General features: G+C 69.6%; 17 protein-coding genes and 1 riboswitch. Of the genes, 14 read left to right on the plus strand and 3 right to left on the minus strand.

Features of this window, described 5'->3' with window-relative positions; genetic code table 11:
* Positions 1-8: 8 nt before the first annotated feature.
* The 4 genes from ABL843_RS12480 to ABL843_RS12495 are packed head-to-tail and all read left to right on the plus strand — an operon-like array spanning position 9 to position 4,007.
* A complete protein-coding gene (locus ABL843_RS12480; RefSeq protein WP_418120073.1) occupies positions 9-905 on the plus strand; it encodes an FAS1-like dehydratase domain-containing protein in 897 nt (298 codons plus the stop codon).
* Positions 906-921: 16 nt separating this feature from the next.
* Positions 922-2,103 carry a CaiB/BaiF CoA transferase family protein gene (locus tag ABL843_RS12485; RefSeq protein ID WP_418120074.1) on the plus strand — a complete coding sequence of 394 codons (1,182 nt, stop codon included), beginning with the start codon at positions 922-924 and terminating at the stop codon, positions 2,101-2,103.
* On the plus strand, positions 2,100-2,957 hold the full coding sequence (locus tag ABL843_RS12490; RefSeq protein WP_418120075.1) for an HpcH/HpaI aldolase/citrate lyase family protein: 858 nt from the start codon (positions 2,100-2,102) through the stop codon (positions 2,955-2,957). The genes ABL843_RS12485 and ABL843_RS12490 overlap by 4 nt, the downstream gene beginning before the upstream one ends.
* Before the next feature lie 39 nt (positions 2,958-2,996).
* Positions 2,997-4,007: a tripartite tricarboxylate transporter substrate binding protein BugD gene (locus ABL843_RS12495; protein ID WP_418120076.1), complete on the plus strand. Its 1,011-nt coding sequence runs from the start codon at positions 2,997-2,999 to the stop codon at positions 4,005-4,007.
* 6 nt (positions 4,008-4,013) lie between these two features.
* On the opposite strand, the gene ABL843_RS12500 is transcribed toward ABL843_RS12495, so the two are convergent.
* Together ABL843_RS12500 and ABL843_RS12505 are read right to left on the minus strand one after the other, a co-directional pair.
* Entirely contained in the window at positions 4,014-4,526 is a 513-nt protein-coding gene (locus tag ABL843_RS12500) for a CinA family protein (protein WP_418120077.1), read from the minus strand.
* Complete coding sequence (locus ABL843_RS12505) at positions 4,523-5,170, minus strand: DJ-1/PfpI family protein (RefSeq protein WP_418120078.1); 648 nt, start codon at positions 5,168-5,170, stop codon at positions 4,523-4,525. The genes ABL843_RS12500 and ABL843_RS12505 overlap by 4 nt, the downstream gene beginning before the upstream one ends.
* Positions 5,171-5,374: 204 nt before the next feature.
* Between ABL843_RS12505 and phbB the strand changes: the two genes are divergently transcribed.
* The 3 genes from phbB (at position 5,375) to ybaL (ending at position 9,357) form a co-directional block, all read left to right on the plus strand.
* Positions 5,375-6,112: an acetoacetyl-CoA reductase gene (phbB, locus tag ABL843_RS12510; RefSeq protein ID WP_093201910.1), complete on the plus strand. Its 738-nt coding sequence runs from the start codon at positions 5,375-5,377 to the stop codon at positions 6,110-6,112.
* 125 nt (positions 6,113-6,237) lie between these two features.
* Positions 6,238-7,581 carry a dicarboxylate/amino acid:cation symporter gene (locus tag ABL843_RS12515; RefSeq protein WP_418120079.1) on the plus strand — a complete coding sequence of 448 codons (1,344 nt, stop codon included), beginning with the start codon at positions 6,238-6,240 and terminating at the stop codon, positions 7,579-7,581.
* A gap of 63 nt (positions 7,582-7,644) precedes the next feature.
* Entirely contained in the window at positions 7,645-9,357 is a 1,713-nt protein-coding gene (ybaL, locus tag ABL843_RS12520) for a YbaL family putative K(+) efflux transporter (protein ID WP_126018570.1), read from the plus strand.
* A gap of 22 nt (positions 9,358-9,379) precedes the next feature.
* On the opposite strand, the gene ABL843_RS12525 is transcribed toward ybaL, so the two are convergent.
* Positions 9,380-9,784 (minus strand): hypothetical protein, encoded by a 405-nt coding sequence (locus ABL843_RS12525; protein WP_126018572.1) that lies wholly within the window; start codon positions 9,782-9,784, stop codon positions 9,380-9,382.
* Positions 9,785-9,938: 154 nt separating this feature from the next.
* On the opposite strand from ABL843_RS12525, the gene ABL843_RS12530 reads away from it, so the two are divergent.
* The 7 genes from ABL843_RS12530 to ABL843_RS12560 all read left to right on the plus strand — a co-directional run bounded on the left by ABL843_RS12530 (position 9,939) and on the right by ABL843_RS12560 (position 21,291).
* Positions 9,939-10,163, plus strand: a complete 225-nt coding sequence (locus ABL843_RS12530; RefSeq protein WP_126018574.1) for a hypothetical protein — start codon at positions 9,939-9,941, stop codon at positions 10,161-10,163.
* A 93-nt stretch (positions 10,164-10,256) separates the two neighbouring features.
* A riboswitch (cobalamin riboswitch) is annotated at positions 10,257-10,558 on the plus strand.
* A gap of 242 nt (positions 10,559-10,800) precedes the next feature.
* A complete protein-coding gene (locus ABL843_RS12535; RefSeq protein ID WP_418120080.1) occupies positions 10,801-12,882 on the plus strand; it encodes a TonB-dependent receptor in 2,082 nt (693 codons plus the stop codon).
* A gap of 22 nt (positions 12,883-12,904) precedes the next feature.
* A complete protein-coding gene (locus tag ABL843_RS12540) occupies positions 12,905-14,443 on the plus strand; it encodes a PepSY domain-containing protein (RefSeq protein WP_418120081.1) in 1,539 nt (512 codons plus the stop codon).
* Between the two features lie 73 nt (positions 14,444-14,516).
* Positions 14,517-15,194 carry an energy-coupling factor ABC transporter permease gene (locus tag ABL843_RS12545; protein ID WP_369658539.1) on the plus strand — a complete coding sequence of 226 codons (678 nt, stop codon included), beginning with the start codon at positions 14,517-14,519 and terminating at the stop codon, positions 15,192-15,194.
* Between the two features lie 119 nt (positions 15,195-15,313).
* The gene (gene cobW, locus ABL843_RS12550) at positions 15,314-16,384 is read left to right on the plus strand and encodes a cobalamin biosynthesis protein CobW (RefSeq protein ID WP_418120082.1); all 1,071 of its coding nucleotides are present in this window, start codon (positions 15,314-15,316) and stop codon (positions 16,382-16,384) included.
* A gap of 12 nt (positions 16,385-16,396) precedes the next feature.
* The gene (gene cobN, locus ABL843_RS12555) at positions 16,397-20,215 is read left to right on the plus strand and encodes a cobaltochelatase subunit CobN (RefSeq protein ID WP_418120083.1); all 3,819 of its coding nucleotides are present in this window, start codon (positions 16,397-16,399) and stop codon (positions 20,213-20,215) included.
* Positions 20,212-21,291, plus strand: coding sequence for an ATP-binding protein (locus ABL843_RS12560; protein ID WP_418120084.1), 1,080 nt, complete (start codon positions 20,212-20,214; stop codon positions 21,289-21,291). Before cobN ends, ABL843_RS12560 begins: the two co-directional genes overlap by 4 nt.
* Positions 21,292-21,383 lie beyond the last annotated feature (92 nt).

A 21,383-nucleotide genomic window follows, 5' to 3' on the forward strand; every position in this document is an offset into this window, starting at 1 on the left:
AGGAATCCATGAGCAACGACACACAGACTTCATCTCCCGCGATCGACAGCGAGGCGCTGGCGAAGCTGCAGGCCTGGCAGGGCCGCAGCGAAACGCTGGCCGACGACATCACCGCCGCGCCAGTGCGCGCGCTCTCCGCCACGCTCGATCGCGACGACCCGCTGCCGCAGGCCGGCACGCGCCTGCCCGAGCTGTGGCACTGGCTCTACTTCCTGCCGCACCACCGCCAGTCCGAGATCGGCGAGGACGGCCACGCGAAGCGCGGCGGCTTCCTTCCGCCCGTGCCGCTGCCGCGCCGCATGTGGGCGGGTGGGCGGCTCGCATGGGAGGCGGGCAATCCGCTGCAGGTGGGCGACAAGGTGGAGCGCACTTCGCGCATCGTCTCAGTCACGCACAAGGCAGGCCGCACCGGCGAGCTGGTGTTCGTGCTGGTGCGCCACGAGGTGCGCAACGAACGCGGCCTCGCGCTCACCGAGGAGCACGACATCGTCTACCGCGCCGCCGCCCAGCCCGGCGAGGCGGGCCCGCCGCCCACGCCCGCGCCGAAGGACGCCGCCTTCAGCCGCGACCTCGTGCCCGACGACGTGCTGCTCTTCCGCTACTCCGCGCTGACCTTCAACGGCCACCGCATCCACTACGACCGCCGCTACGTCACGCAGGTCGAGGGCTATCCGGGCCTGATCGTGCATGGCCCGCTGATCGCGACGCTGCTGGTCGACCTGCTGCGCCGCAACGTGCCGGGCGCACAGCTCGCGCGCTTCGAGTTCCGCGCCGTGCGCCCGACCTTCGACATCGCGCCGTTCCGCGTGCACGGCAAACCCGAGGCCGACGCAAAGACATTCAGCCTGTGGGGCGAGGACGCCGACGGCTGGCTCACGATGCAGGCCACGGCCGTGCTGGCCTGAGCGGAGGAACGAACACATGACAAGACCCCTGGACGGCATCACCGTCATCTCGCTCGAGCACGCGATCGCCGCGCCGTTCTGCACCCGCCAGCTCGCCGACCTCGGCGCACGCGTCATCAAGGTGGAGCGCCCCGGGGCGGGCGACTTCGCCCGCGCCTACGACGCCCGCGTGGGCGGCGAGGCCTCGCACTTCGTGTGGGTCAACCGCTCGAAGGAAAGCCTCACGCTCGACCTCAAGCAGCCCGCTGCGCTCGCGGTGCTGCAGGAGCTGCTGGCCGACGCCGATGTGCTGGTGCAGAACCTCGCGCCCGGCGCGGCCGCGCGCATGGGGCTGGGCGCCCAGGCGCTGCAGGAAAAGCACCCGAGGCTCATCGTCTGCGACATCTCTGGCTACGGCGAGGACGGCCCGTACCGCGACAAGAAGGCCTACGACCTGCTGATCCAGAGCGAGGCCGGCTTTCTTTCGGTGACGGGCACGCCCGACGAGCCCTGCAAGTCGGGCAATTCCATCGCCGACATTGCGGCCGGCATGTATGCCTACACCGGCATCCTCGCGGCGCTCCTCCAGCGCGGCAAGACGGGCAAGGGCTCGCACATCGACGTGTCGATGCTCGAGTCGCTGGCCGAGTGGATGGGCTACCCGATGTACTACGCCTACGACGGGGCACCGCCGCCGCCGCGCAGCGCCGCCTCGCACGCGACCATCTACCCCTACGGCCCGTTCCCCGCCGGCGACGGCGGCACCGTGATGCTGGGCCTGCAGAACGAGCGCGAATGGCGAGTCTTCTGCGAGAAGGTGCTGCTGCAGGCCGGGCTTGCCGCCGACCCCCGTTTCGACAGCAACGCGCGCCGCAACGAGAACCGCGAGGCGCTGCGCTCGATCATCGTGGAGACCTTCGGCGCGCTGAGCACGGCGCAGGTGCTGGAGCGGCTCGACACCGCGCAGATCGCCAACGCCCGCATGAACGACATGGCCGGTCTCTGGGCCCATCCGCAGCTGCAGGCGCGCGAGCGCTGGCGGCAGGTGGGCTCGCCCGCCGGAGACATTCCGGCCCTGCTGCCGGCGGGGCGCCAGAGCGCGTTCGACTACCGCATGGACCCGATCCCTGCGGTCGGCGAGCACACCGACGCCATCCTGCGCAGCCTCGGGCGCGGCGAGGCGGACATCGCCGCGCTGCGCGAGGCGGGGGCGGTGTGAGCGCGCCGCCGCTTTCGCTGGCGCGCGCCTTTCTCTTCGTACCCGCTGACCGGCCGGAGCGCCATGCGCGCGCATTGGCCTGCGGGGCGGGCGGCGTGATCGTCGACCTCGAAGATGCCGTCGCGCCCGAGCGCAAGGTGCAGGCGCGCGAGCAGCTGGCAGCCTCGTTCGCCGCGTTGCCCGCCGCAGACCGGCGACGCCTGCTGGTGCGCATCAACGCCGCCGGCACGCCGTGGCATGACGACGATTGCGCGCAGGTCGCGGCGCTCGCTGCGCAGGGCCTGATCGCCGGCATCGTGCTGCCGAAGGCGGAACGCGCGGCCGACCTCTCTCGGCTGGCCACGGCGGCAGGCCCCTCGGCCGTGCTGGTGCCGCTGGTCGAAACAGCCGCCGGCCTCGCCGCCGCCGACGAACTCGCCGCCGCCCCGCAGGTGCTGCGCCTGGCCTTTGGCAACCTCGATTTCCAGGCCGACCTGGGCTTGGCCTGCGATGCCGACGAGGCCGAGCTGGTGCCGGTACGCCTCGCGCTGCTGCTGGCATCGCGCCGCGCCGGCCTTGCCGCGCCCATCGATGGCGTGACGCCCGACTGGCGTGACGCGGCCCGGCTGGCAGCGGACACCGCGCGCGCCCGGCGCGGCGGCTTCGGCGCCAGGCTGTGCATCCATCCCGACCAGGTCGCGCCGGTGCATGCGGGGCTCGGCCCCACGGCGCAGGAACTGGCGTGGGCCCGTCGCGTGGTCGAGGCCATACGCGCGGCCGGCGGCGGCGTGGTCAGCCTCGACGGGCGCATGGTCGACGCGCCGGTGGTGCGGCTGGCCGAACGCCTGCTCGCGCTCGAAGAACAGCAACCCTGAGACACCCCTGAGCAAACAACCCATAAAGGAGACAAGCAAGTGACGAGAGCAACGAAGAAAGACTGGAAATTCAGGACCCTGATCGCCGCCTCGGCGGGCGCATGCCTGCTGGCCTTCCAGGCGCCGGCATCGGCGCAGGCCGCATGGCCCGACAAGCCGGTGACGATGGTCGTGCCGTACTCGGCCGGCGGCCCCACAGACGTGGTGGCGCGGATGCTGGCCATTCCCATGGGCAAGTCGCTGGGCCAGCCGGTGATCGTCGAGAACACCGTGGGCGCGGGCGGCACCATCGCGCCCACGCGGGTGGCCAAGGCGGCGCCCAACGGCTACACCATCCTCATCCACCACATGGGCATGGCCACCGCGCCCGCGCTCTACAAGAAGCTCAACTACGACCCGCTGAAGGACTTCGAGTACGTAGGCCAGGTGCTGGACGTGCCGATGACGCTGCTGTCGCGCAAGGACTTTCCGGCCAACAACTACCAGGAGCTGCTGGCCTACGTGAAGGCCAACAAGGACAAGGTCACGCTGGCCAACGCGGGTGTGGGCGCGGTGTCGCAGCTGTGCGGGCTGCTTTTCATGAACCAGATCGGCGTGCAGCTCACGACCGTGCCCTACAAGGGTGCGGGCCCGGCGCTCAACGACCTGATGGGCGGGCAGGTCGACCTGCTGTGCGACCAGACCACGCAGACCGGGCCGGTCATCAAGGACGGCAACCGCGTGAAGGTGTTCGGCGTGACCACGCCGCAGCGGCTGTCGAGCATGCCGAACATCCCGACGCTGGACGAGCAGGGTCTCAAGGGCTTCGACGTGCGGGTGTGGCACGGCATCTATGCGCCCAAGGGCACGCCGCAGCCGGTGATCGAGAAGCTCAACGTCGCCCTGCGCGCGGCGCTGCAGGACGACATGGTGAAGCACCGCCTGGCCGAGCTCAGCTCCGAGATCGTGCCGGTGGAGAAGCAGACGCCCGAGAGCCTGCGCACGCACCTCGCGGCGGAGGTGGGCAAGTGGGGCAAGGTGATCCGTGCCGCGGGCGTGCAGGCGGACTGATCTTTTTCAGTCGATGGACTGCGCGCGCAGCGTCTCGTCGAACAGGGCGAGCAGGTGCCGCGCGAACAGGTCCATGTTCGCGGGCCGGTCGGAATTGCCGGTTTCGATGGTGCGGCTCACGGTGACCGGGCCGGCGAGCGCCAGGCACACGCGGCCCGGTACATCGCCGTAGGGGCTGGGCGACGGCCCGGCCGCTCCGCTCTCGGCGATGCCCCAGGTCGAGTGGTGGGTGTCTCGTACCCGGCCGGCGATGAGCCGGGCGTAGGGTTCGGTCTCGCCGCGCATGCCGGTCATGTCTTCGGCGGTCAGGCCCAGCAGCGCGCGGCCGGCGCGTCTCGAATAGACGACCGCGCCGCCCTTGAAGTAGGCCGAGGCGCCCGCGATGGCGAGCAGGGCTGCCGAAACCAGTCCGCCGGCCGAGGACTCGACCACCGCCACCGTCTGGCCCCGCGCGCGCAGCGCTTCGCCGACGCGTGCAGCGAGCACGGGCAAGGATTCGGGCAGGGAGGGCGCGGTCATTTGGCCTGGAAGCGCGGACCGGGCCGCTTCACGTAGGCCGGCGCGCGCTCGTGGCTCGCGGTGTTTCCGTAGACGGTGTCCGCGGGGTAGTACTCGGCCTGCAGCTGCACCCTGGCGGCGGCTTCCTCGCCCGCGCTGTGGGCGATGTAGGCCAGCATCAGGTCGGTACCGGCCGATACCCCGGCCGATGTCCAGACGTTGCCGTCCTGCACGAAGCGCTGCTCCACCACCTTCACGTCGCCCAGCGCGCGAAGGCGGTCGAGCGACCCCCAGTGCGTGGTGGCGGTCTTGCCCGAGAGCAGACCGGCCGCGTGCAGCACGAAGGCGCCGGTGCATACCGACATCAGCGTGGTGCATCCGGGCGCCTGGTCGGCGAGGAAGCGGGTCATGGCGGGGTTGTCGACCTCGCGGCGCGTGCCCATGCCGCCGGGCACGAGAAGGCAGTCGAGCTGGGGGCAGTCGGCGAAGGAAACGTGGGGGTTGATCGAGAGGCCCTTGGCGCAGACCACCGGCTCGCGCTTCTCGGCCACGATCAGGCAGTGCTCGGGACCGCCGGCCAGCTTGCTCCACATGGTGAGCATTTCCCAGGGGCCGACGAAGTCGAGTTCCTCGACGTCGGGGAAGACGATGATCCCGAAATTCATACTTTGGAACTCCTTGGGTTTATGGCTCGCGCGGACACGCGCAGATGCGAGGATAGAGGGTGAGCACGAAGGCCGCCTCATGACAATCTTCGTGACAGCTGGTTGCAAGCTTGGCTCAGTGTTTTCCTGAGAGGGCCCATGGCTTGAAACTCGCTAGAGTGAAGGTGGCCGTTCAGGCTTTTGCCATTACACAAAGGAAATCTCATGAGCAAGAAAGTTGCATATGTCACCGGGGGCATGGGTGGCATCGGAACAGCCATCTGCCAGCGTCTCTACAAGGACGGGTTCACCGTGGTCGCAGGTTGCGGCCCCACGCGCGACTACGCCAAGTGGCTGGCCGAACAGAAAGCCGCAGGCTTCGAGTTCCATGCGTCGGTCGGCAATGTGGGCGACTGGCAATCCACCGTCGAAGCCTTCTCCGCCGCCAAGGCCGCGCATGGCCCCATCGACGTGCTGGTCAACAACGCCGGCATCACGCGGGACCGCATGTTCCTCAAGATGACGCCCGAGGACTGGAGCGCGGTGATCGAGACCAACCTCAACAGCATGTTCAACGTCACCAAGCAGGTGGTGGGCGACATGGTGGAAAAGGGCTGGGGCCGCATCATCAACATCAGCTCGGTCAACGGCGCCAAGGGCCAGGCGGGCCAGACCAACTACTCGGCGGCCAAGGCCGGCATGCACGGCTTCACCATGGCGCTGGCGCAGGAGCTGGCCAACAAGGGCGTGACGGTCAACACCGTGAGCCCGGGCTACATCGGCACCGACATGGTCAAGGCCATCCGCCAGGAAGTGCTCGACAAGATCGTGGCCACCATCCCGGTCAAGCGCCTGGGCGAGCCGAGCGAAATCGCGTCCATCATCTCGTGGCTGGCCACGGACGAAGGCGGCTACAGCACCGGCGCCGACTTCTCGGTCAACGGCGGTCTTCACATGCATTAAGCATGCTGACTTACACCTGATCGACAGACCCGCTTCGGCGGGTCTTTTCATTTCATCGATACGGGTTCCACGGATAGAAAACCGCGAACAGGCGTCCTACAGTTTTCAACCCTCCGGAGGCAAACATGGAAAGCACAACAAGCACTCCCGCCAGAAAGCTCCCGATCTACCGTTCCCTGTACGTGCAGGTGATCACCGCGGTGATCATCGGCGTGCTGCTCGGCCACTTCTACCCGGCGGCCGGCGAGGCGATGAAGCCGCTGGGCGACGGCTTCATCAAGCTGATCAAGATGATCATCGCGCCGATCATCTTCTGCACGGTGGTGGTGGGCATCGCCGGCATGGAAGACATGAAGAAGGTCGGCAAGACCGGCGGCCTCGCGCTGCTGTACTTCGAGGTGGTGAGCAGCATCGCGCTCATCGTGGGCCTCGTGCTGGTGAACGTGCTCAAGCCCGGCGCCGGCATGAACGTCGACCCGGCCACGCTCGACACCAAGGGCATCGCGGCCTACACCGGCCCGGGCAAGATGACCGGCACGGTCGACTTCATCCTGAACATCATCCCCAACACCGTGGTGGACGCCTTCGCGAAGGGCGAGATCCTGCAGGTGCTGCTCATCGCTGTGCTGTTCGGCTTCGCGCTGCACCGTTTCGGGGGGCGCGGCACGCTGGTGTTCGACGTGATCGAGAAGGGCTCGCACGTGCTCTTCGGCATCGTCAACTACATCATGAAGCTGGCGCCCATCGGCGCCTTCGGCGCCATGGCCTTCACCATCGGCAAGTACGGGCTGGGCAGCCTGTTCTCGCTGGGCAAGCTGATGGGCACCTTCTACCTGACCTGCCTGCTGTTCATCTTCGTGGTGCTGGGGCTCATAGCGCGATTCCACGGCTTCAGCATCTGGAAGTTCATCAAGTACATCAAGGAGGAGCTGCTGATCGTGCTGGGCACGTCGTCGAGCGAATCGGTGCTGCCGCGCATGATGGAGAAGATGGAGAACCTGGGCGCCAACAAGACCTGCGTGGGCCTCGTGATCCCGACCGGCTATTCGTTCAACCTCGACGGCACTTCCATCTACCTGACGATGGCGGCGGTGTTCATCGCGCAGGCGACCAACACGCCGATGACGCTCACGCAGGAGATCACGCTGCTCGCCGTGCTGCTGCTGACCTCGAAGGGCGCGGCGGGCGTGACGGGCAGCGGCTTCATCGTGCTGGCGGCCACGCTGTCGGCGGTGGGGCACGTGCCGGTGGCGGGGCTGGCGCTTATCCTGGGCATCGACCGCTTCATGTCGGAAGCCCGCGCGCTGACCAACCTGATCGGCAACGGCGTCGCCACCATCGTGGTCGCCAAGTGGACCAACGAGCTCGACGAGAACCGGCTGCAGGCCGGACTCAACAACGAGAGCTGGGTGGAAGCGCAGGAGCCCGAGGCGCTGGACGCGGCCCGGGCGAGCAAGATGGCTGGCTGAGATTGCCGGCCGGGATGGCCTCCTGAAACAAAAGGCCGGGCATCGTTCCTGCAAAATGCAGCGATGCCCCACAGCGTCTCCCTCATCAACACGATCGCCGCCGGCCTGGGGCTGGCGCTCATCCTCGGCTTCCTGGCGGCCAGGCTGCGTTTGCCGGCGCTGGTGGGCTACCTGCTGGCGGGCGTGATCATCGGGCCCTTCACCCCGGGCTTCGTGGCCGATGCGGGCATCGCGGCCCAGCTCGCCGAGATCGGCGTGATGCTGCTGATGTTCGGCGTGGGCCTTCATTTCTCTCTCGACGACCTGCTGGCGGTGCGCAAGATCGCACTGCCAGGCGCGCTCGCGCAGATCGTGGTGGCCACGCTCCTTGGCGGCGGGCTGGCCATGTGGTGGGGCTGGAGCCCTGGCGCGGCGCTGGTGTTCGGGCTGGCGCTGTCGGTGGCGAGCACGGTCGTGCTGCTTCGCGCGCTCGAGAGCCTGGGCATCCTCGATTCATTCACCGGCCGCATCGCGGTCGGCTGGCTGGTGGTGGAAGACCTCGCCATGGTTCTGGTGCTGGTGCTGCTTCCGCCGCTGGCGGGAACGCTCGGCGACCGGGGCGCGGCGGGTGGCGCAGGCACTGCCGACCCGCTGTGGCAGACCCTGGGCCTCACGCTGCTGCAGGTCGGCGGCTTCGTCGCGCTGATGCTGGTGGTGGGGCGGCGGGTGTTCCCGTGGATCCTCTGGCAGGTCACGCGCACCGGCTCGCGCGAGCTGTTCACGCTGTGCGTGGTGGCGGCGGCCGTGAGCATCGCCTATGCGTCGGCGGCGCTCTTCGGCGTGTCCTTCGCGCTGGGGGCCTTCTTCGCCGGCATGGTGATGCGCGAATCGCAGTTCGCGCACCGGGCGGCGCAGGAGTCGCTGCCGCTGCGCGACGCCTTCGCGGTGCTGTTCTTCGTGTCGGTCGGCATGCTGTTCGACCCCTCGGTGCTGCTCGACCGGCCGCTGCAGGTGCTGGCGGTAGTGCTGGTGATCGTGCTGGGCAAGTCGCTGGCGGCCTGCGCGCTGGTGCTGGTGTTCCGCTACCCGCTGGGCACGGCGCTCACGGTGAGCGCGAGCCTGGCGCAGATCGGCGAGTTCTCGTTCATCCTGGCCGGGCTGGGCGTGTCGCTGGGGCTGCTGCCGGTGGAGGGGCAGAGCCTGGTGCTTGCCGGTGCGCTGATTTCCATCGCCACCAATCCGCTGTGGTTCAGCCTGATCGCGCCGATGCAGAAATGGCTGCATGCCCATTCCTCCTTCGCGCGCGGGCTGGAGATGCGTGAAGACCCGCTGGCCGAGCTGCCCATGACCACCGAGGCCAGGTACCTCTCGCGGCAGGTGGTGCTGGTGGGCTACGGGCGCGTCGGGCGCCGCATCGCGGCCGAACTCGACGCCAACGACATTCCCTACGTGGTGGCCGAGCAGAACCGCGAACTGGTCGAGAAGCTGCGCGAGGCCGGCACCCCCGCCGTTTGGGGCGACGCTGCCGACCCGGCGGTGCTGATCCAGGCGCACATCGCGCGCGCCCGCGTGCTGGTGGTGGCCACGCCCGATGCCATGAACGTGCGCCAGATGATGGAAACCGCGCACACGCTCAATCCGGCGATCCAGACGGTGATCCGCAGCCACAACGAGCAGGAGGCCCGGCTGCTCACGCAGGAAACCTCCGCCACCGTGTTCCTCGGCGAGCACGAACTCGCCCAGGCCATGGCCCGGGACGTGGTCCAGCGCGCGGTGTCGATGGCGGTGCCGGCCTGAAGTCCGGTCAGGCCGGCCCGGCTCAGAGGTCTTCTATCACCAGCGTGCGGTAGCGCTGGGCGATCGAGTAGGGCACGGTGCGCACCAGCTCCATCATCTGCTCGGCCGCCGCGCCGTCCTTGGTCCTGACGAGCAGCCCGGTGTGGCCCTCGCGCGCCAGCTTGGCGTAGGCTCGCACGGTTGCCGCGTCGGTGCCGGCGGACGGCAGCGGATCGTCGGCGATCCTCACCGTGGGCACGATCTCGCTGAGCACGGTCTCGGCGGGGAGCAGGTAGACCTCGTCGCCGCTGACGCCCTTTTCAATCAGCCGGTGGCCGATGCGGTCGGCATCTTCCGCGCTCGGGAACATCACCATCGAGTAGCCGGTGGGGTAGAAGGCGCCACCGATGCTCGAGCGCATGCGGGGTTCAAGGGTGAAGTGCTTCATGCTGCCTCCTGGTTCTTGTGGAAGTCCCTGGATACAACATTAGGTCGCACCCGCAGGGGCCTCTGTAGGAGAACCCCGAAAGCTCTGTCAACCGCCCGCCTTCCTGGCCTGTTCAATTCATTCAGCAGTCAGCAAGCAACGCCATCCTCGCTCCATGCCTTCTCCCAGAAACATCGCACTCACCGTCCATGAGCTGGAGGAGGGGGAGTTCTACTGGGTGCTGATGGAGGCCGTGGAGGGCTCTCCCGGCGACACCACCCATGTCTACGTGCCCCTGGAGGCTGCCCACGAGCCCTACGCCACCTATTCGAACGCGCTGGTGGCGGGCGTGGCCATGATGCGGCGGCTGTTCGGGCCCGACGGCAAGCCGGCCTCCTGAGCCTGGCGGCCGGCTTCGGGGCCGGCCCCCGAGGGGCGCTACCTATAATCCCGCCGTTCCGGTTCGGCAGTTTTCATTGGTTACTCGCCGTTCCGGACCACACGGTTCGAAGGTGCCCCGCACGCCATCCATCTGATCGACGGCGACGGGGTTAAACGGGAAGCAGGTGAGCCGCGCCGTCGTTCTCTCTGGAGATCGATGGACGCGCCGATTCCTGCGCTGCCCCCGCAACGGTCAGCGGATCTGGAACCCCTCGGGCTCGTGCCTCCTCGATTGGCATGGGCAGCCACTGCGCTTGGGCGTGGGAAGGCGAGGGCTTCCGCCACTGCGTGCATCCAACAGCACGCAATGGCACTCCGCAAGCCCGGATACCGGCCTTCGCAACCGCCTTCGGACGCTGCGGGAGTGCGTGTCCGGGCCAGCCGCCTACCGCGCCCGCCGCGGGCCGCCGCAGCCCTTTCGCCTCTTCCGCCACGTCCTTCAACGGTCAGGAGCCTGCGGGGACGCAGGCTGGAGGAGAGGTTTCATGGGTCATGCGTCGCGAGGGAGCGATCGCAGAAGAGCGTCGCCACAACGGCTGCGACGCTGGGCGCGGTTTTCAGGTCTTTCGAGTCTTTCACTGGGTTGGGGGCTCGCCGTGGGCCCCTGTGCGGCGGTCTTCGCGCAGACGCCCGACGGCCAGACGCTCAAGCCCATCCAGGTCGATGCCGAGCGGCACACGCCGCTGGCCATCGACGAGCCCACGCAGACCGGCAGCCGCCTCGGCCTCACGCCGCTGGAGACGCCGGCCAGCGTCGAGGTGCTGACGGGCGACACCATCCGCGCGCGTGGCGACGTCTCGGTGATCGACGCCGTCACCCGCGCCACCGGCATCACCGGCTCGCCCGGTCCGGGCAATGGCGGTACCGCACTGGGAGCGCGCGGCTTCCTGGGCCATGGCTCGGTGATGCAGCTCTTCGACGGGACGCGCCTCTACGCGGGCGCCGGCACCGTCACTTTTCCCTTCGACACCTGGTCGGCCGACCGCATCGAGGTGCTGCGCGGCGCAGCCTCGGTGATGTACGGCGAGGGCGCCATCGGCGGGGCGATCAACGTGGTGCCGAAGAAGCCCGCGCGCGGGCCGATCCGCAATGAAGCGCTGGTCACGCTCGGCTCCGACGCCACGCGGCAGGTGGCCTTCGGCAGCGGCGGGGCGATCAACGACAGGCTCTCCTACCGCTTCGACATCAGCCAGCGCAACACCGACGGCTTCATGCAGCGTGGCGAGGCCGAGAGCCTGGCTGTGAGCGCCGCCGTGCGGCTGGACGTGTCGCCGCAGCTGCAGTTCACGCTCTCGCACGACGAGGGCCGCCAGTCGCCGCAGCGCTACTACGGCGTGCCGCTGATCGATGGCCGCCTCGGCAGCCAGACCCTGCGCCAGAACTACAACGTGGACGACGCCGGGATCAAGTACCGCGACAAGTGGACCCGCCTCGACGCCCAGTGGACGCCCAGCGACGCCGTGACGGTGCGCAACCAGCTCTACCGCCTGGAGAGCAAGCGCCACTGGCGCAACAGCGAAACCTACACCTACAGCGCCACCACCCGGCGCGTGACGCGCGGCGACTACCTGGAGATCGGCCACGACCAGGAGCAGATCGGCAACCGCACCGACGCCACCTTCAGGCATGGCCTCTTCGGCCTCGCCAACCAGGTGCTGGTGGGCTTCGACGTGAACCGCATCGACTTCACGCACATCAACGACTCGCCCTACGGCGGCCGCTCGGTGGTCGACCCCTTCGTCTTCAGCCCCGGCTACTACGCATCGCCGGTGGCCTACACGCCGCGCTACAAGACCAGGACCAGCACCTACGCCTTCTTCGCCGAGGACAAGCTGGCCTTCAACCGGCAGTGGTCGCTGGTGGGCAGCCTGCGCTGGGACCACGCGAAGATCGCGCGCACCGACCTGCAGAACGCCGCCAACAACTTCGGCAAGACCTTCGAGTACGCCACCGGCCGCCTCGGCGTGGTCTACGCGCCCGACGCCTCGCAGTCGTTCTACGCCCAGGTGGCGCGCGCGGCCGATCCGCTGGGTTCGCTGGTGACCACCTCGGCCTCGCAGGCAGCCTTCGATCTCAGCACCGGCAGGCAGGTCGAGGTCGGCTACAAGCGCCAGCTCGCGGACAACCGCGGTGCCTGGACGGTGGCGGCCTACCGCATCGAGAAGAACAAGCTGCTCTCGCGCGACGCCATCGACCCCACTGTCACCCAGCAGGTCGGCAAGCAGTCTTCCGAAGGCATCGAAGCCACGCTCGACCTGGCTCTGACCTCCACGCTGCGGCTGGAGGCCAATGTCGCCAAGCTGCGCGCGCGCTACGACGACTTCAACGAAGTGGTCGGCGGCAAGCTGGTCTCTCGCGCGGGCAACACGCCCACCGGCGTGCCCGAGGAGGCCGCCAACCTCTGGCTCACCTGGCGCTTCCTGCCGCAGTGGGAAGCCGATGTCGGTGTGCGCTACGTGGGCCCGCGCCAGGTCGACGCGGCCAATTCGCGAAAGATCGGCTCCTACACCGTGGCCGACGCGGGCGTGAGCTGGCAGGCGAACCCGTCGCTCAAGCTCGCGCTGCGTGCCTACAACCTGGCCGACCGGCGCTATCCGGTGTCGTTCTCGAACGGCGGCAACCAGTGGCTGCTGGGGCGCCCGCGCTCCTTCGAGCTGTCGGCGCTGGTCAACTTCTGACGAACGCGGGCAGGACGAACGCATGACCTCCGCATGGCGCCGCGCCTGGCCGCGCATCCGGCACGGGCTCTACTGGACGCACCGGTGGCTGGGCATCGGCGGCTGCCTGCTGTTCGTCATGTGGTTCGTCTCGGGCGTGGTGATGATGTACGTGGGGTATCCGAACCTCACGGACGAGGAGCGCCTCGCGGGCCTCTCGCCGCTGCGCTTCGGACAGGCAGCGGTGTCGCCCTCGGCCGCGCTCGAAGCGCTGCCGAAGGAGGCACGCGCCCAGCCGCCGCGCCGCATGGTGCTGGAGATGCAGGGCGGAGCCGGCGCCGGCCCCGTCTGGCGCATCGTCGATGCGCGCGGCGGGCGGCACACGGTTTCGGCGCGCGACGGCCGCGTGCCCGGCCCGGTCGATGCCGCGCAGGCCGAGGCCATCGCGCGCGACTTCTCAGGCCATGCCGGCGCCCGCTGGGCCGAGACGCTGGAGCGTGACCAGTGGACCGTGCCGCAGGGCCTGAACCCGCTGCGTCCGCTGCACCGCATCGAAGTCGGTGATGCGGCGGGCACCGAGCTCTACGTGTCGCAGCGCAACGGCGAGGTGGTGCGCGACACCACGCGCTCCGAGCGCTTCTGGAACTGGCTGGGCTCGGTGCCGCACTGGATCTACTTCACGCCGCTGCGCGCCGATCCGCCGCTGTGGCACGACGTGGTGGTGTGGCTGTCGGCCGCCTGCATCGTCTCGGCGGTGACGGGCATCGTCGTCGGCATCCTGCGGGTGCGCCTGCGGCGGCGCTTCCGCAACGGCTCGGTCACGCCCTACAAGGGCTGGATGGCCTGGCACCACGTCGCCGGGCTGGTCGGCGGCTTCTTCGTGCTGACCTGGATCGTCAGCGGCTGGCTGTCGATGAACCCCAACGGCTGGTTCCAGCGCGGAAGCGCAGATGCTGCGGCAATGGCCCGCTACACGGGCGCCGGTACCTCGCCGTTCCCGTGGCCGCCAGCAACGATGCCGGCGGGCGAGGGCGCCGACGCCCCGCGCGAGGCCGTGCTGCTGTGGTTCGATGGCAAGCCGCTGCTGCAGCTGCGCGATGCGAAGGCACGCGTGCGGGTGGTCGATGCCGCCACCGGCGCGCCGGCCTCCATCGCGAAGGAAGACATCCTGCGCGCCGCCGCCCGCCTGCGCCCCGGCTCGAACATCACCGAAGCCGTGCTGCAGACCCGAGAAGACTTCCACTGGTACGGCCACCACCGCGAGCGCATCGTGCCCGTGTGGCGCCTGCAGTTCGACGACCCGGCGCGCAGCTGGATCTACATCGACCCGGCCAGCGGCCAGGTGGCCGGCAGCAACGACGGCAACTCGCGCCTGCGCCGCTGGCTCTTCAACGCGGCGCACAGCCTCGACTTTCCCTGGCTTATCCAGCACCGGCCGGCCTGGGATCTCGTGATGTGGCTGCTTTCCATCGTCGGCGCGGTGGCTTCGGCCAGCGGCGCCGTGATCGGCTGGCGCCGGCTGCGGCGAAAGCCGAAGCCGGCGGCCGTACCGGGCGCGCGGCATGCGCTGCGGCGTTCATGAACGGGGCTTGCGTGAGCCAGCCCATCCACCAACAATCAACTTTCGCACTGCGGTGCATTTCAGGAGGTGCTCGATGCACATCGAACCAGGTCTAGTCGACGGATCCAAGATATTCCTCAGCTACGCGACGGCAGCCGCCGCGCTTGCCTACACCGGCAAGGTCGCGTTCCAGACGCTCATGAAGGACGGGCCCGCCGCACTGGTGCTGCGCTCTGCCATCGCCGTGGCGCTGGTGTTCTGCTTCTTCGAGGTGTTCCCGCACCACCCGGTGGGCGTGTCGGAGGTGCACCTGATCCTGGGCACCACGCTGCTGCTGGTGTTCGGGCTCGCGCCCGCCGCCATCGGGCTGGCTGGCGGCCTGCTGATCCAGGGCCTCTTCTTCGAGCCGCAGGACATTCCGCAGTACGGCATGAACGTCACCACGCTGCTGGTGCCGCTGTTCGCCACTTCTGCGCTGGCGCGCCGCATCATTCCCGAGAACCTGGCCTATGTGGACATCGGCTACCGCGAGGCTTTCAAGCTCTCGGTGGCGTACCAGGGCGGCATCGTGGTGTGGGTCGGCTTCTGGGCGCTGTACGGACGCGGCACCGGCATCGAGAACATGAGCCAGATCGCCAGCTTCGGCGCTGCCTACATGACCGTCGTGCTGGTCGAGCCACTGGTCGACCTGGGCGTGCTGGCTGCTGCCAAGGCATGGCGCCGGCTGCAGGGCACCGCCCTCGTCGAGCGTCGCCTGTACGGCGGCGCCTGATCCGCGCTTCTCGCGCGCTTCCTTTCCCCGCGGGCGCCGCGGTGCCTGCCCGGGCGCCTGTGTGCCGCCCACCCATCGCGCCGCCGCCATCGCCGGCGGCGCCTGAAAGACCTTCTCCCATGACACAAGCAAGCAACGCCAAGATCCCCGTCACCATCGTCACGGGCTTCCTCGGCAGCGGCAAGACCACGCTGCTGCGCCACATCCTCGGCAACGCCGAGGGCCGCCGCATCGCGGTGATCGTCAACGAGTTCGGCGAGCTGGGCATCGACGGCGAGATCCTGCGCGGCTGCGGCATCGGCTGCGACGACGAAGGCAACGAGCGCGAGGGCGCGCTGTACGAGCTGGCCAACGGCTGCGTCTGCTGCACCGTGCAGGAAGAGTTCCTGCCGGTGATGCTGCAGCTGGCCGAGCGGCGCGGCGAGCTCGACGCGGTGCTCATCGAAACCTCGGGCCTCGCGCTGCCCAAGCCGCTGGTGCAGGCCTTCCAGTGGCCGGACATCGCCAACATCTTCACCGTGGATTCGGTCGTCACCGTGGTCGACGGCCCGGCCGCCGCCTCGGGCCAGTTCGCCGAGAACCCGCAGGCCGTCGACGAGGCCCGCCGCGCCGATCCCAACCTCGACCACGAATCGCCGCTGCACGAACTGTTCGAAGACCAGCTCTCGGCCGCCGACCTCGTGGTGCTCAACAAGACCGACCTGATGGACGACGCGGCGCGCGCCAAGGTCGAGGCGATGGTGCGCGAAGAGCTTCCGCCCGAGGTGAAGATCGTCGCCGCCAGCGAAGGCCGGCTGCCGCTCGCGCTGCTGCTGGGCCAGGGCCGCGCGGCCGAGGCCACCATCCACCTGCGCGAGAGCCACCACGACCACGAGGAAGACCACGATCACGACGAATTCGATTCGCTCGTCATCGAGCTGCCGCCCGTGGACCGTGACAGCCTGCTGGCCGTGCTCGCCAGGCTGGTCGAGCAGCACACCATCTACCGCGTGAAGGGCTTCGTCGCCGTGCCGGGCAAGCCGATGCGCCTGCTGGTGCAGGGCGTGGGCCGGCGCTTCGACCACCACTTCGACCGCCGCTGGCGCGACGGCGAGGCGCAGCGCACGCGGCTGGTGTTCATCGGCGAAGACCTGGACGAAGGCGCACTGCGCAAGGCGCTCGAAGAGGCGGGCGCCGTCGCCACCGCCTGACGCCCCGAGCGCATGCACCTGCTGAGCACCCAGCCCGGACGCTTCGTCGAGGACGACAGCGTCGTCACCCGTCTCGACCAGACACCGGGCGACATCGTGGTGCTCAGCTCGGCCGACACCACGCTCGCGCTGCTCGCCGCCGCGCGCACTGCGCTCGCGGCCACCGACCCAGGCTATCCGTCGCTGCGGCTGGCCAACCTCATGTACCTGCGCCAGCCGGCATCGCTCGACCTCTACGTCGACGAAGTGCTGCAGCATGCGCGCGTGGTGGTGGTCGACCACCTGGGCGCCGAATCGGCCTGGGCCTACGGGCTGCAGCAGCTCGAGAAGCTGGCCAGGCGCAAGGGCCAGCAGCTCGCGATGTTCTCCGGCGACCTGCAGGAAGACGAAGACCTGCTCGCGCGCGGCACCCTGTCGCGCGACGTGAGCCGCCAGCTCTGGCAGTACATGCGCAGCGGCGGGGCGGGCAACGCGATGCAGTTCCTGCGCGCGGTCGCCTTCCACGGCCTGGGCCATGGCGAGGCCCCGCTGCCGCCGCGCAGCCTGCCGCAGGTGGCGCTGCATGTGCCGGGCGGCGCGGGTGCTTCGCACACGGTGGCCGGCATCGACGACCTGCGCAACCGCTGGCACGCCGGCGCGCCGGTGGTGGCGCTGGTGTTCTACCGGTCGCATCTGCTGTCGGGCAATACGGCCGCCTTCGATGCGTTGGCAGCGGCGTTGACCGCGCAAAGTTTGAACCCGCTGCCCGTCGCGCTCGATTCGCTCAAAGACTCGCTGTGCCTGTCCACGCTGCGCGAGCTGTGCGCGGAGCACGACGTGCAACTCGTGCTCAACACGACCGCATTCGCGGCGCTGGGGCAGGGCGGCCAGGGCGAGGGCGAGGGCGTGGAGCTCGCCGGCGACGCGCCCGTGCTCCAGGTCATCGTGAGCGGCGGCAACCGGGAGGACTGGCTGGCCGACAGCCAGGGCCTGCGCCCGCGCGACATCGCGATGCAGATCGCGCTGCCCGAGATGGACGGCCGCATCGTCACGCGGGCCGTGAGCTTCAAGGGCCTGTCGCACCGCTGCGAGCTCACGCAGACCGAGGTGGTCAACTACCAGCCCGAGCCCGACCGCATCGCCTTCGTGGCCGAACTGGCGCGGCGCTGGTGCCGGCTGCGCAGCCTGCGCGCCGAGGAGAAGCGCATCGCGCTGATCCTTGCCAACTATCCCGGCAGTGAAGGCCGCATCGGCAGCGGCGTGGGGCTGGACACGCCGGCCTCCGTGATGGCGATCCTGCACACGATGGCGGCCGAAGGCTATGCGCTCGGCGACCCCGGCGTGATGCCCCCAGACGGCGACGCGCTGATGCGCAGGCTGCAGGAAGGCATCGCCAACGACCCGGCGCAGTGGGCTTCGCGGCCGGCGTGGCAGAGCTTCGCGCTGGCCGACTACCGGGCGTGCCTGGCCCGGCTGCCCGATGGCATGGCGGCCGCCATCGACGAACGCTGGGGCACCGCCGAACAAGACCCGATGCTGCGCAACGGCCGTTTCATGATCGCGGGCCTGCGGCTGGGCCGCGTGTTCGTCGGCATCCAGCCCGCGCGGGCGCTCGGCAGCCTGGGCGCCGCCGACTACGCGAGCTACCACGACGCCGAACTGGTGCCGCCGCACAGCTACCTGGCCTTCTATTTCTGGCTGCGCGAGGCCTTCGCCATCGACGCGGTGGTGCACGTGGGCAAGCACGGCAACCTCGAATGGCTGCCCGGCAAGAGCATCGCGCTGTCGCAGTCCTGCTGGCCCGACGCGATCCTCGGGCCGTTGCCTAACGTGTACCCGTTCATCGTCAACGACCCGGGCGAGGGCGCGCAGGCCAAGCGGCGCACGCAGGCGGTCATCGTCGACCACCTCATGCCGCCGCTCACGCGCGCCGAGAACCACGGGCCGATGCAGGACCTGGAGCGCCAGGTCGACGAGTACTACGACGCGCTGCTGGTCGACGCGCGCCGCGCGAAGGTGCTGCGCGCGCAGATCCTCGCGGCCGTTCGCGCCCAGCATCTGGTCGAGGAACTGGGCATGCCCGGCGCGGAGGAAGACGACGCCGTGCTCGCGCGCGTGGACGCCTATCTCTGCGAGCTGAAGGACACGCAGATCCGCGACGGACTGCACGTGTTCGGCGCTTCGCCGAGCGGTCGGCTGCGGCGCGACACGCTGCTGGCGCTGGCGCGCTATCCGGCCGCCGACGGCGCCGGCGCGAATGCCGGGCTGCTCGGCGCGCTCTCGCAAGACCTTCTGCCGGACGACGCCTTCGACCCGCTCGACATCGACGCGGCCCGGCCTTGGCAGGGCGCGCGCCCCGCGCTGCTGCAATCGGTGAGCACCGAGGCATGGCGGCACCAGGGCGACACGCGCGAGCGGCTGGAGCTGCTGGCGCAGCGGTCGCTCGAAGCGGGCGAGTGTCCGCCCGGGTTGCCGAAGACAACAGCCGTGATGAGCCGCATCGCACAAAGCCTGGCCCCCGCGCTCGACGCCTCCGGCGCGCAGGAGTTGCGCCAGTTGTCCCGCGCCCTGCAGGGCCGCTTCGTGCCGCCGGGGCCGAGCGGTTCTCCTTCGCGGGGCCGTCCCGACGTGCTGCCCACCGGCCGCAACTTCTACGCTGTCGACACCCGTGCTATCCCGACGCCCACGGCCTGGATGCTGGGCCTCAAGTCGGCCGCGCAGTTGGTCGAGCGGCACATGCAGGAGCACGGCGACTACCCGTCGGCGATGGGCCTGTCGGTCTGGGGCACAGCCACCATGCGCACCGGCGGCGACGACCTGGCGCAGGCCTTCGCGCTGATCGGCGTGCGGCCGAAGTGGGCGCCGGGCAGCCAGCGGGTGGTCGATTTCGAGGTGCTGCCCACGGTAGGGCTCGGGCGTCCGCGCATCGACGTCACGCTGCGCATCTCGGGCTTCTTCCGCGACGCCTTTCCCAGTGCCGTACAGATGTTCGATGCAGCGGTGCAGGCCGTGGCAGCGCAGGAAGACGAGGACGAGGAGCGCAATCCGATCCGCGCACGCATCCTGCGCGAGACCGCCGCGCTGCAGGCGCAGGGCATGGCGCCCGAAGCGGCCCGCACGCAGGCCGGCTGGCGAGTGTTCGGCTCGGCGCCGGGCAGCTACGGCAGCGGCTTGCAGCCGCTCTTCGACCGTGGCGACTGGCAAAGTGACGACGATCTGTCGAAGGCCTACGTCGGCGGCAGCGCCCATGCCTACGGACAGGGCAGCGACGGCGTGCCGGCGGCCGACGCGCTCAGGCGCCGGCTGCGCGCGATGACCGTCGTCATGCAGAACCAGGACAGCCGCGAGCACGACCTGCTCGACTCCAACGACTACTACCAGTTCCAGGGCGGCATGGCGGCCGCCGTGCGCCACCTGAGCGGCCGCCAGCCGGCCATGTACCACGGCGACCACGGCAACCCGCAGGCGCCGCGCGTGCGCACGCTGAAGGAAGAAATCGGCCGCGTCGTGCGCTCGCGCGTCGTCAACCCGAAGTGGATAGCCGGCGTGAAGCGCCACGGCTACAAGGGCGCCTTCGAGATGGCCGCGACGGTCGACTATCTGTTCGGCTTCGATGCCACCGCGCGCGTGGTCGGCGACCACCAGTACGCCATGGTGGCCGACGCCTACGTGCTCGACGACGCCACCCGCGACTTCGTGAATGAACACAACCCGCGCGCGCTGCACGACATGCTCAGCCGCCTGCTCGAAGCCATGCAGCGCGGCCTCTGGCAATCGCCCGGCGACTACCGCGCCCGGCTCGAGAACCTGCTGCTCGACCACGAGCAGCGGATGGAAGGAAGCCTCCGATGACGATCACCGCCGCCGCCATGCCGGCGCCTTTTCCTTTTTCCGCGATAGCGGGGCAGCCACACCTGCGGCAGGCGCTGCTGCTGGCCGCCGTCGATCCCGGCCTGGGTGGCGTGCTGATCGAAGGACCGCGCGGCACCGCCAAGACCACCGCGGCGCGCGCGCTTGCCGAATTGCTGCCCGACGCGCCCTTCGTCACGCTGCCATTGGGTGCGAGCCTCGAGAGCCTGGTCGGCACGCTGGACCTCGGCCGCGCGATGGCGGGCCACGAACTCCAGTTCGCGCCCGGCCTGCTCGCGCGCGCGCACGGCGGCGTGCTCTACGTGGACGAGATCAACCTGCTGCCCGACGCGCTCATCGATTCGCTGCTCGACGCCGCTGCCAGCGGCGTCAACGTGGTGGAGCGCGACGGCATCTCGCACCGTCACGCCGCGCGCTTCGTGCTCGTGGGCACCATGAACCCGGAGGAGGGCACGCTGCGCCCGCAGCTGCTCGACCGCTTCGGCCTGTGCGTCCAGCTGCGCAACATCGACGACCCGTCCGAGCGGCAGGCCATCGTGCGTGCGCGGCTGGCCTTCGATGCCGATCCGCAGGGCTTTCGCGACAGGCATTCGCAGGCGCAGGACGAGCTGTCGGCGGCGCTGGTGCGTGCACGCGCGCTCGTGGCCGACGCGGCGGCGCTGCCGTATACCGATGCGGTGCACGAGGCGGTGAGCGCGATGTGCATCGCCGCAGCCGTCGATGGGCTGCGTGCCGACCTCGTGATGCTGCGCTCGGCCCGTGCTCTTGCGGCGTGGGAAGGTGCAGCGGCCGTCACGTCGGACCATGTGCAACGAGTGACCGAGGCCGTGCTGCTGCACCGGCGCAAGCCGGAGGCCGAAGCTCCCGCTCCTCGGACTGCGCCGCCCGAAGCGGGCGGCAAGGCCAGCAGCGATGCGGTCGGAAAGCACAGCACAGGCAGCCCGGACGACGGTGACTGGGGCGCCATGCCCCCCGAGCCCGTCGGCATCGAGCGCGTGAAGCCGCTGCGCCCGCTGATCGACTCGCGCCAGCGGCAGCCAACCCCAAAAAAAGCCTGAGCCTCCGGCACGCCGCACCGCCCGCTGGCGCACGCCAGGGCGACCGGAGGCAGGGCCCGCAAAGGGACGCATGGCATGGCCCCGCGAAGCAG

Source organism: Variovorax sp. 350MFTsu5.1 (assembly GCF_048302515.1).
Classification (GTDB): domain Bacteria; phylum Pseudomonadota; class Gammaproteobacteria; order Burkholderiales; family Burkholderiaceae_C; genus Variovorax; species Variovorax guangxiensis.

Bases quoted from the DNA above. Each gene is read 5' to 3' on its own strand.
- ABL843_RS12480 (WP_418120073.1), top strand. From the start codon at position 9: ATGAGCAACGACACACAGACTTCATCTCCCGCGATCGACAGCGAGGCG.
- ABL843_RS12485 (WP_418120074.1), top strand. From the start codon at position 922: ATGACAAGACCCCTGGACGGCATCACCGTCATCTCGCTCGAGCACGCG.
- ABL843_RS12500 (WP_418120077.1), bottom strand. From the start codon at position 4,526: ATGACCGCGCCCTCCCTGCCCGAATCCTTGCCCGTGCTCGCTGCACGC.
- ABL843_RS12505 (WP_418120078.1), bottom strand. From the start codon at position 5,170: ATGAATTTCGGGATCATCGTCTTCCCCGACGTCGAGGAACTCGACTTC.
- phbB (WP_093201910.1), top strand. From the start codon at position 5,375: ATGAGCAAGAAAGTTGCATATGTCACCGGGGGCATGGGTGGCATCGGA.
- ABL843_RS12515 (WP_418120079.1), top strand. From the start codon at position 6,238: ATGGAAAGCACAACAAGCACTCCCGCCAGAAAGCTCCCGATCTACCGT.
- ybaL (WP_126018570.1), top strand. From the start codon at position 7,645: ATGCCCCACAGCGTCTCCCTCATCAACACGATCGCCGCCGGCCTGGGG.
- ABL843_RS12525 (WP_126018572.1), bottom strand. From the start codon at position 9,784: ATGAAGCACTTCACCCTTGAACCCCGCATGCGCTCGAGCATCGGTGGC.
- ABL843_RS12530 (WP_126018574.1), top strand. From the start codon at position 9,939: ATGCCTTCTCCCAGAAACATCGCACTCACCGTCCATGAGCTGGAGGAG.
- ABL843_RS12540 (WP_418120081.1), top strand. From the start codon at position 12,905: ATGACCTCCGCATGGCGCCGCGCCTGGCCGCGCATCCGGCACGGGCTC.
- ABL843_RS12545 (WP_369658539.1), top strand. From the start codon at position 14,517: ATGCACATCGAACCAGGTCTAGTCGACGGATCCAAGATATTCCTCAGC.
- cobW (WP_418120082.1), top strand. From the start codon at position 15,314: ATGACACAAGCAAGCAACGCCAAGATCCCCGTCACCATCGTCACGGGC.
- cobN (WP_418120083.1), top strand. From the start codon at position 16,397: ATGCACCTGCTGAGCACCCAGCCCGGACGCTTCGTCGAGGACGACAGC.
- ABL843_RS12560 (WP_418120084.1), top strand. From the start codon at position 20,212: ATGACGATCACCGCCGCCGCCATGCCGGCGCCTTTTCCTTTTTCCGCG.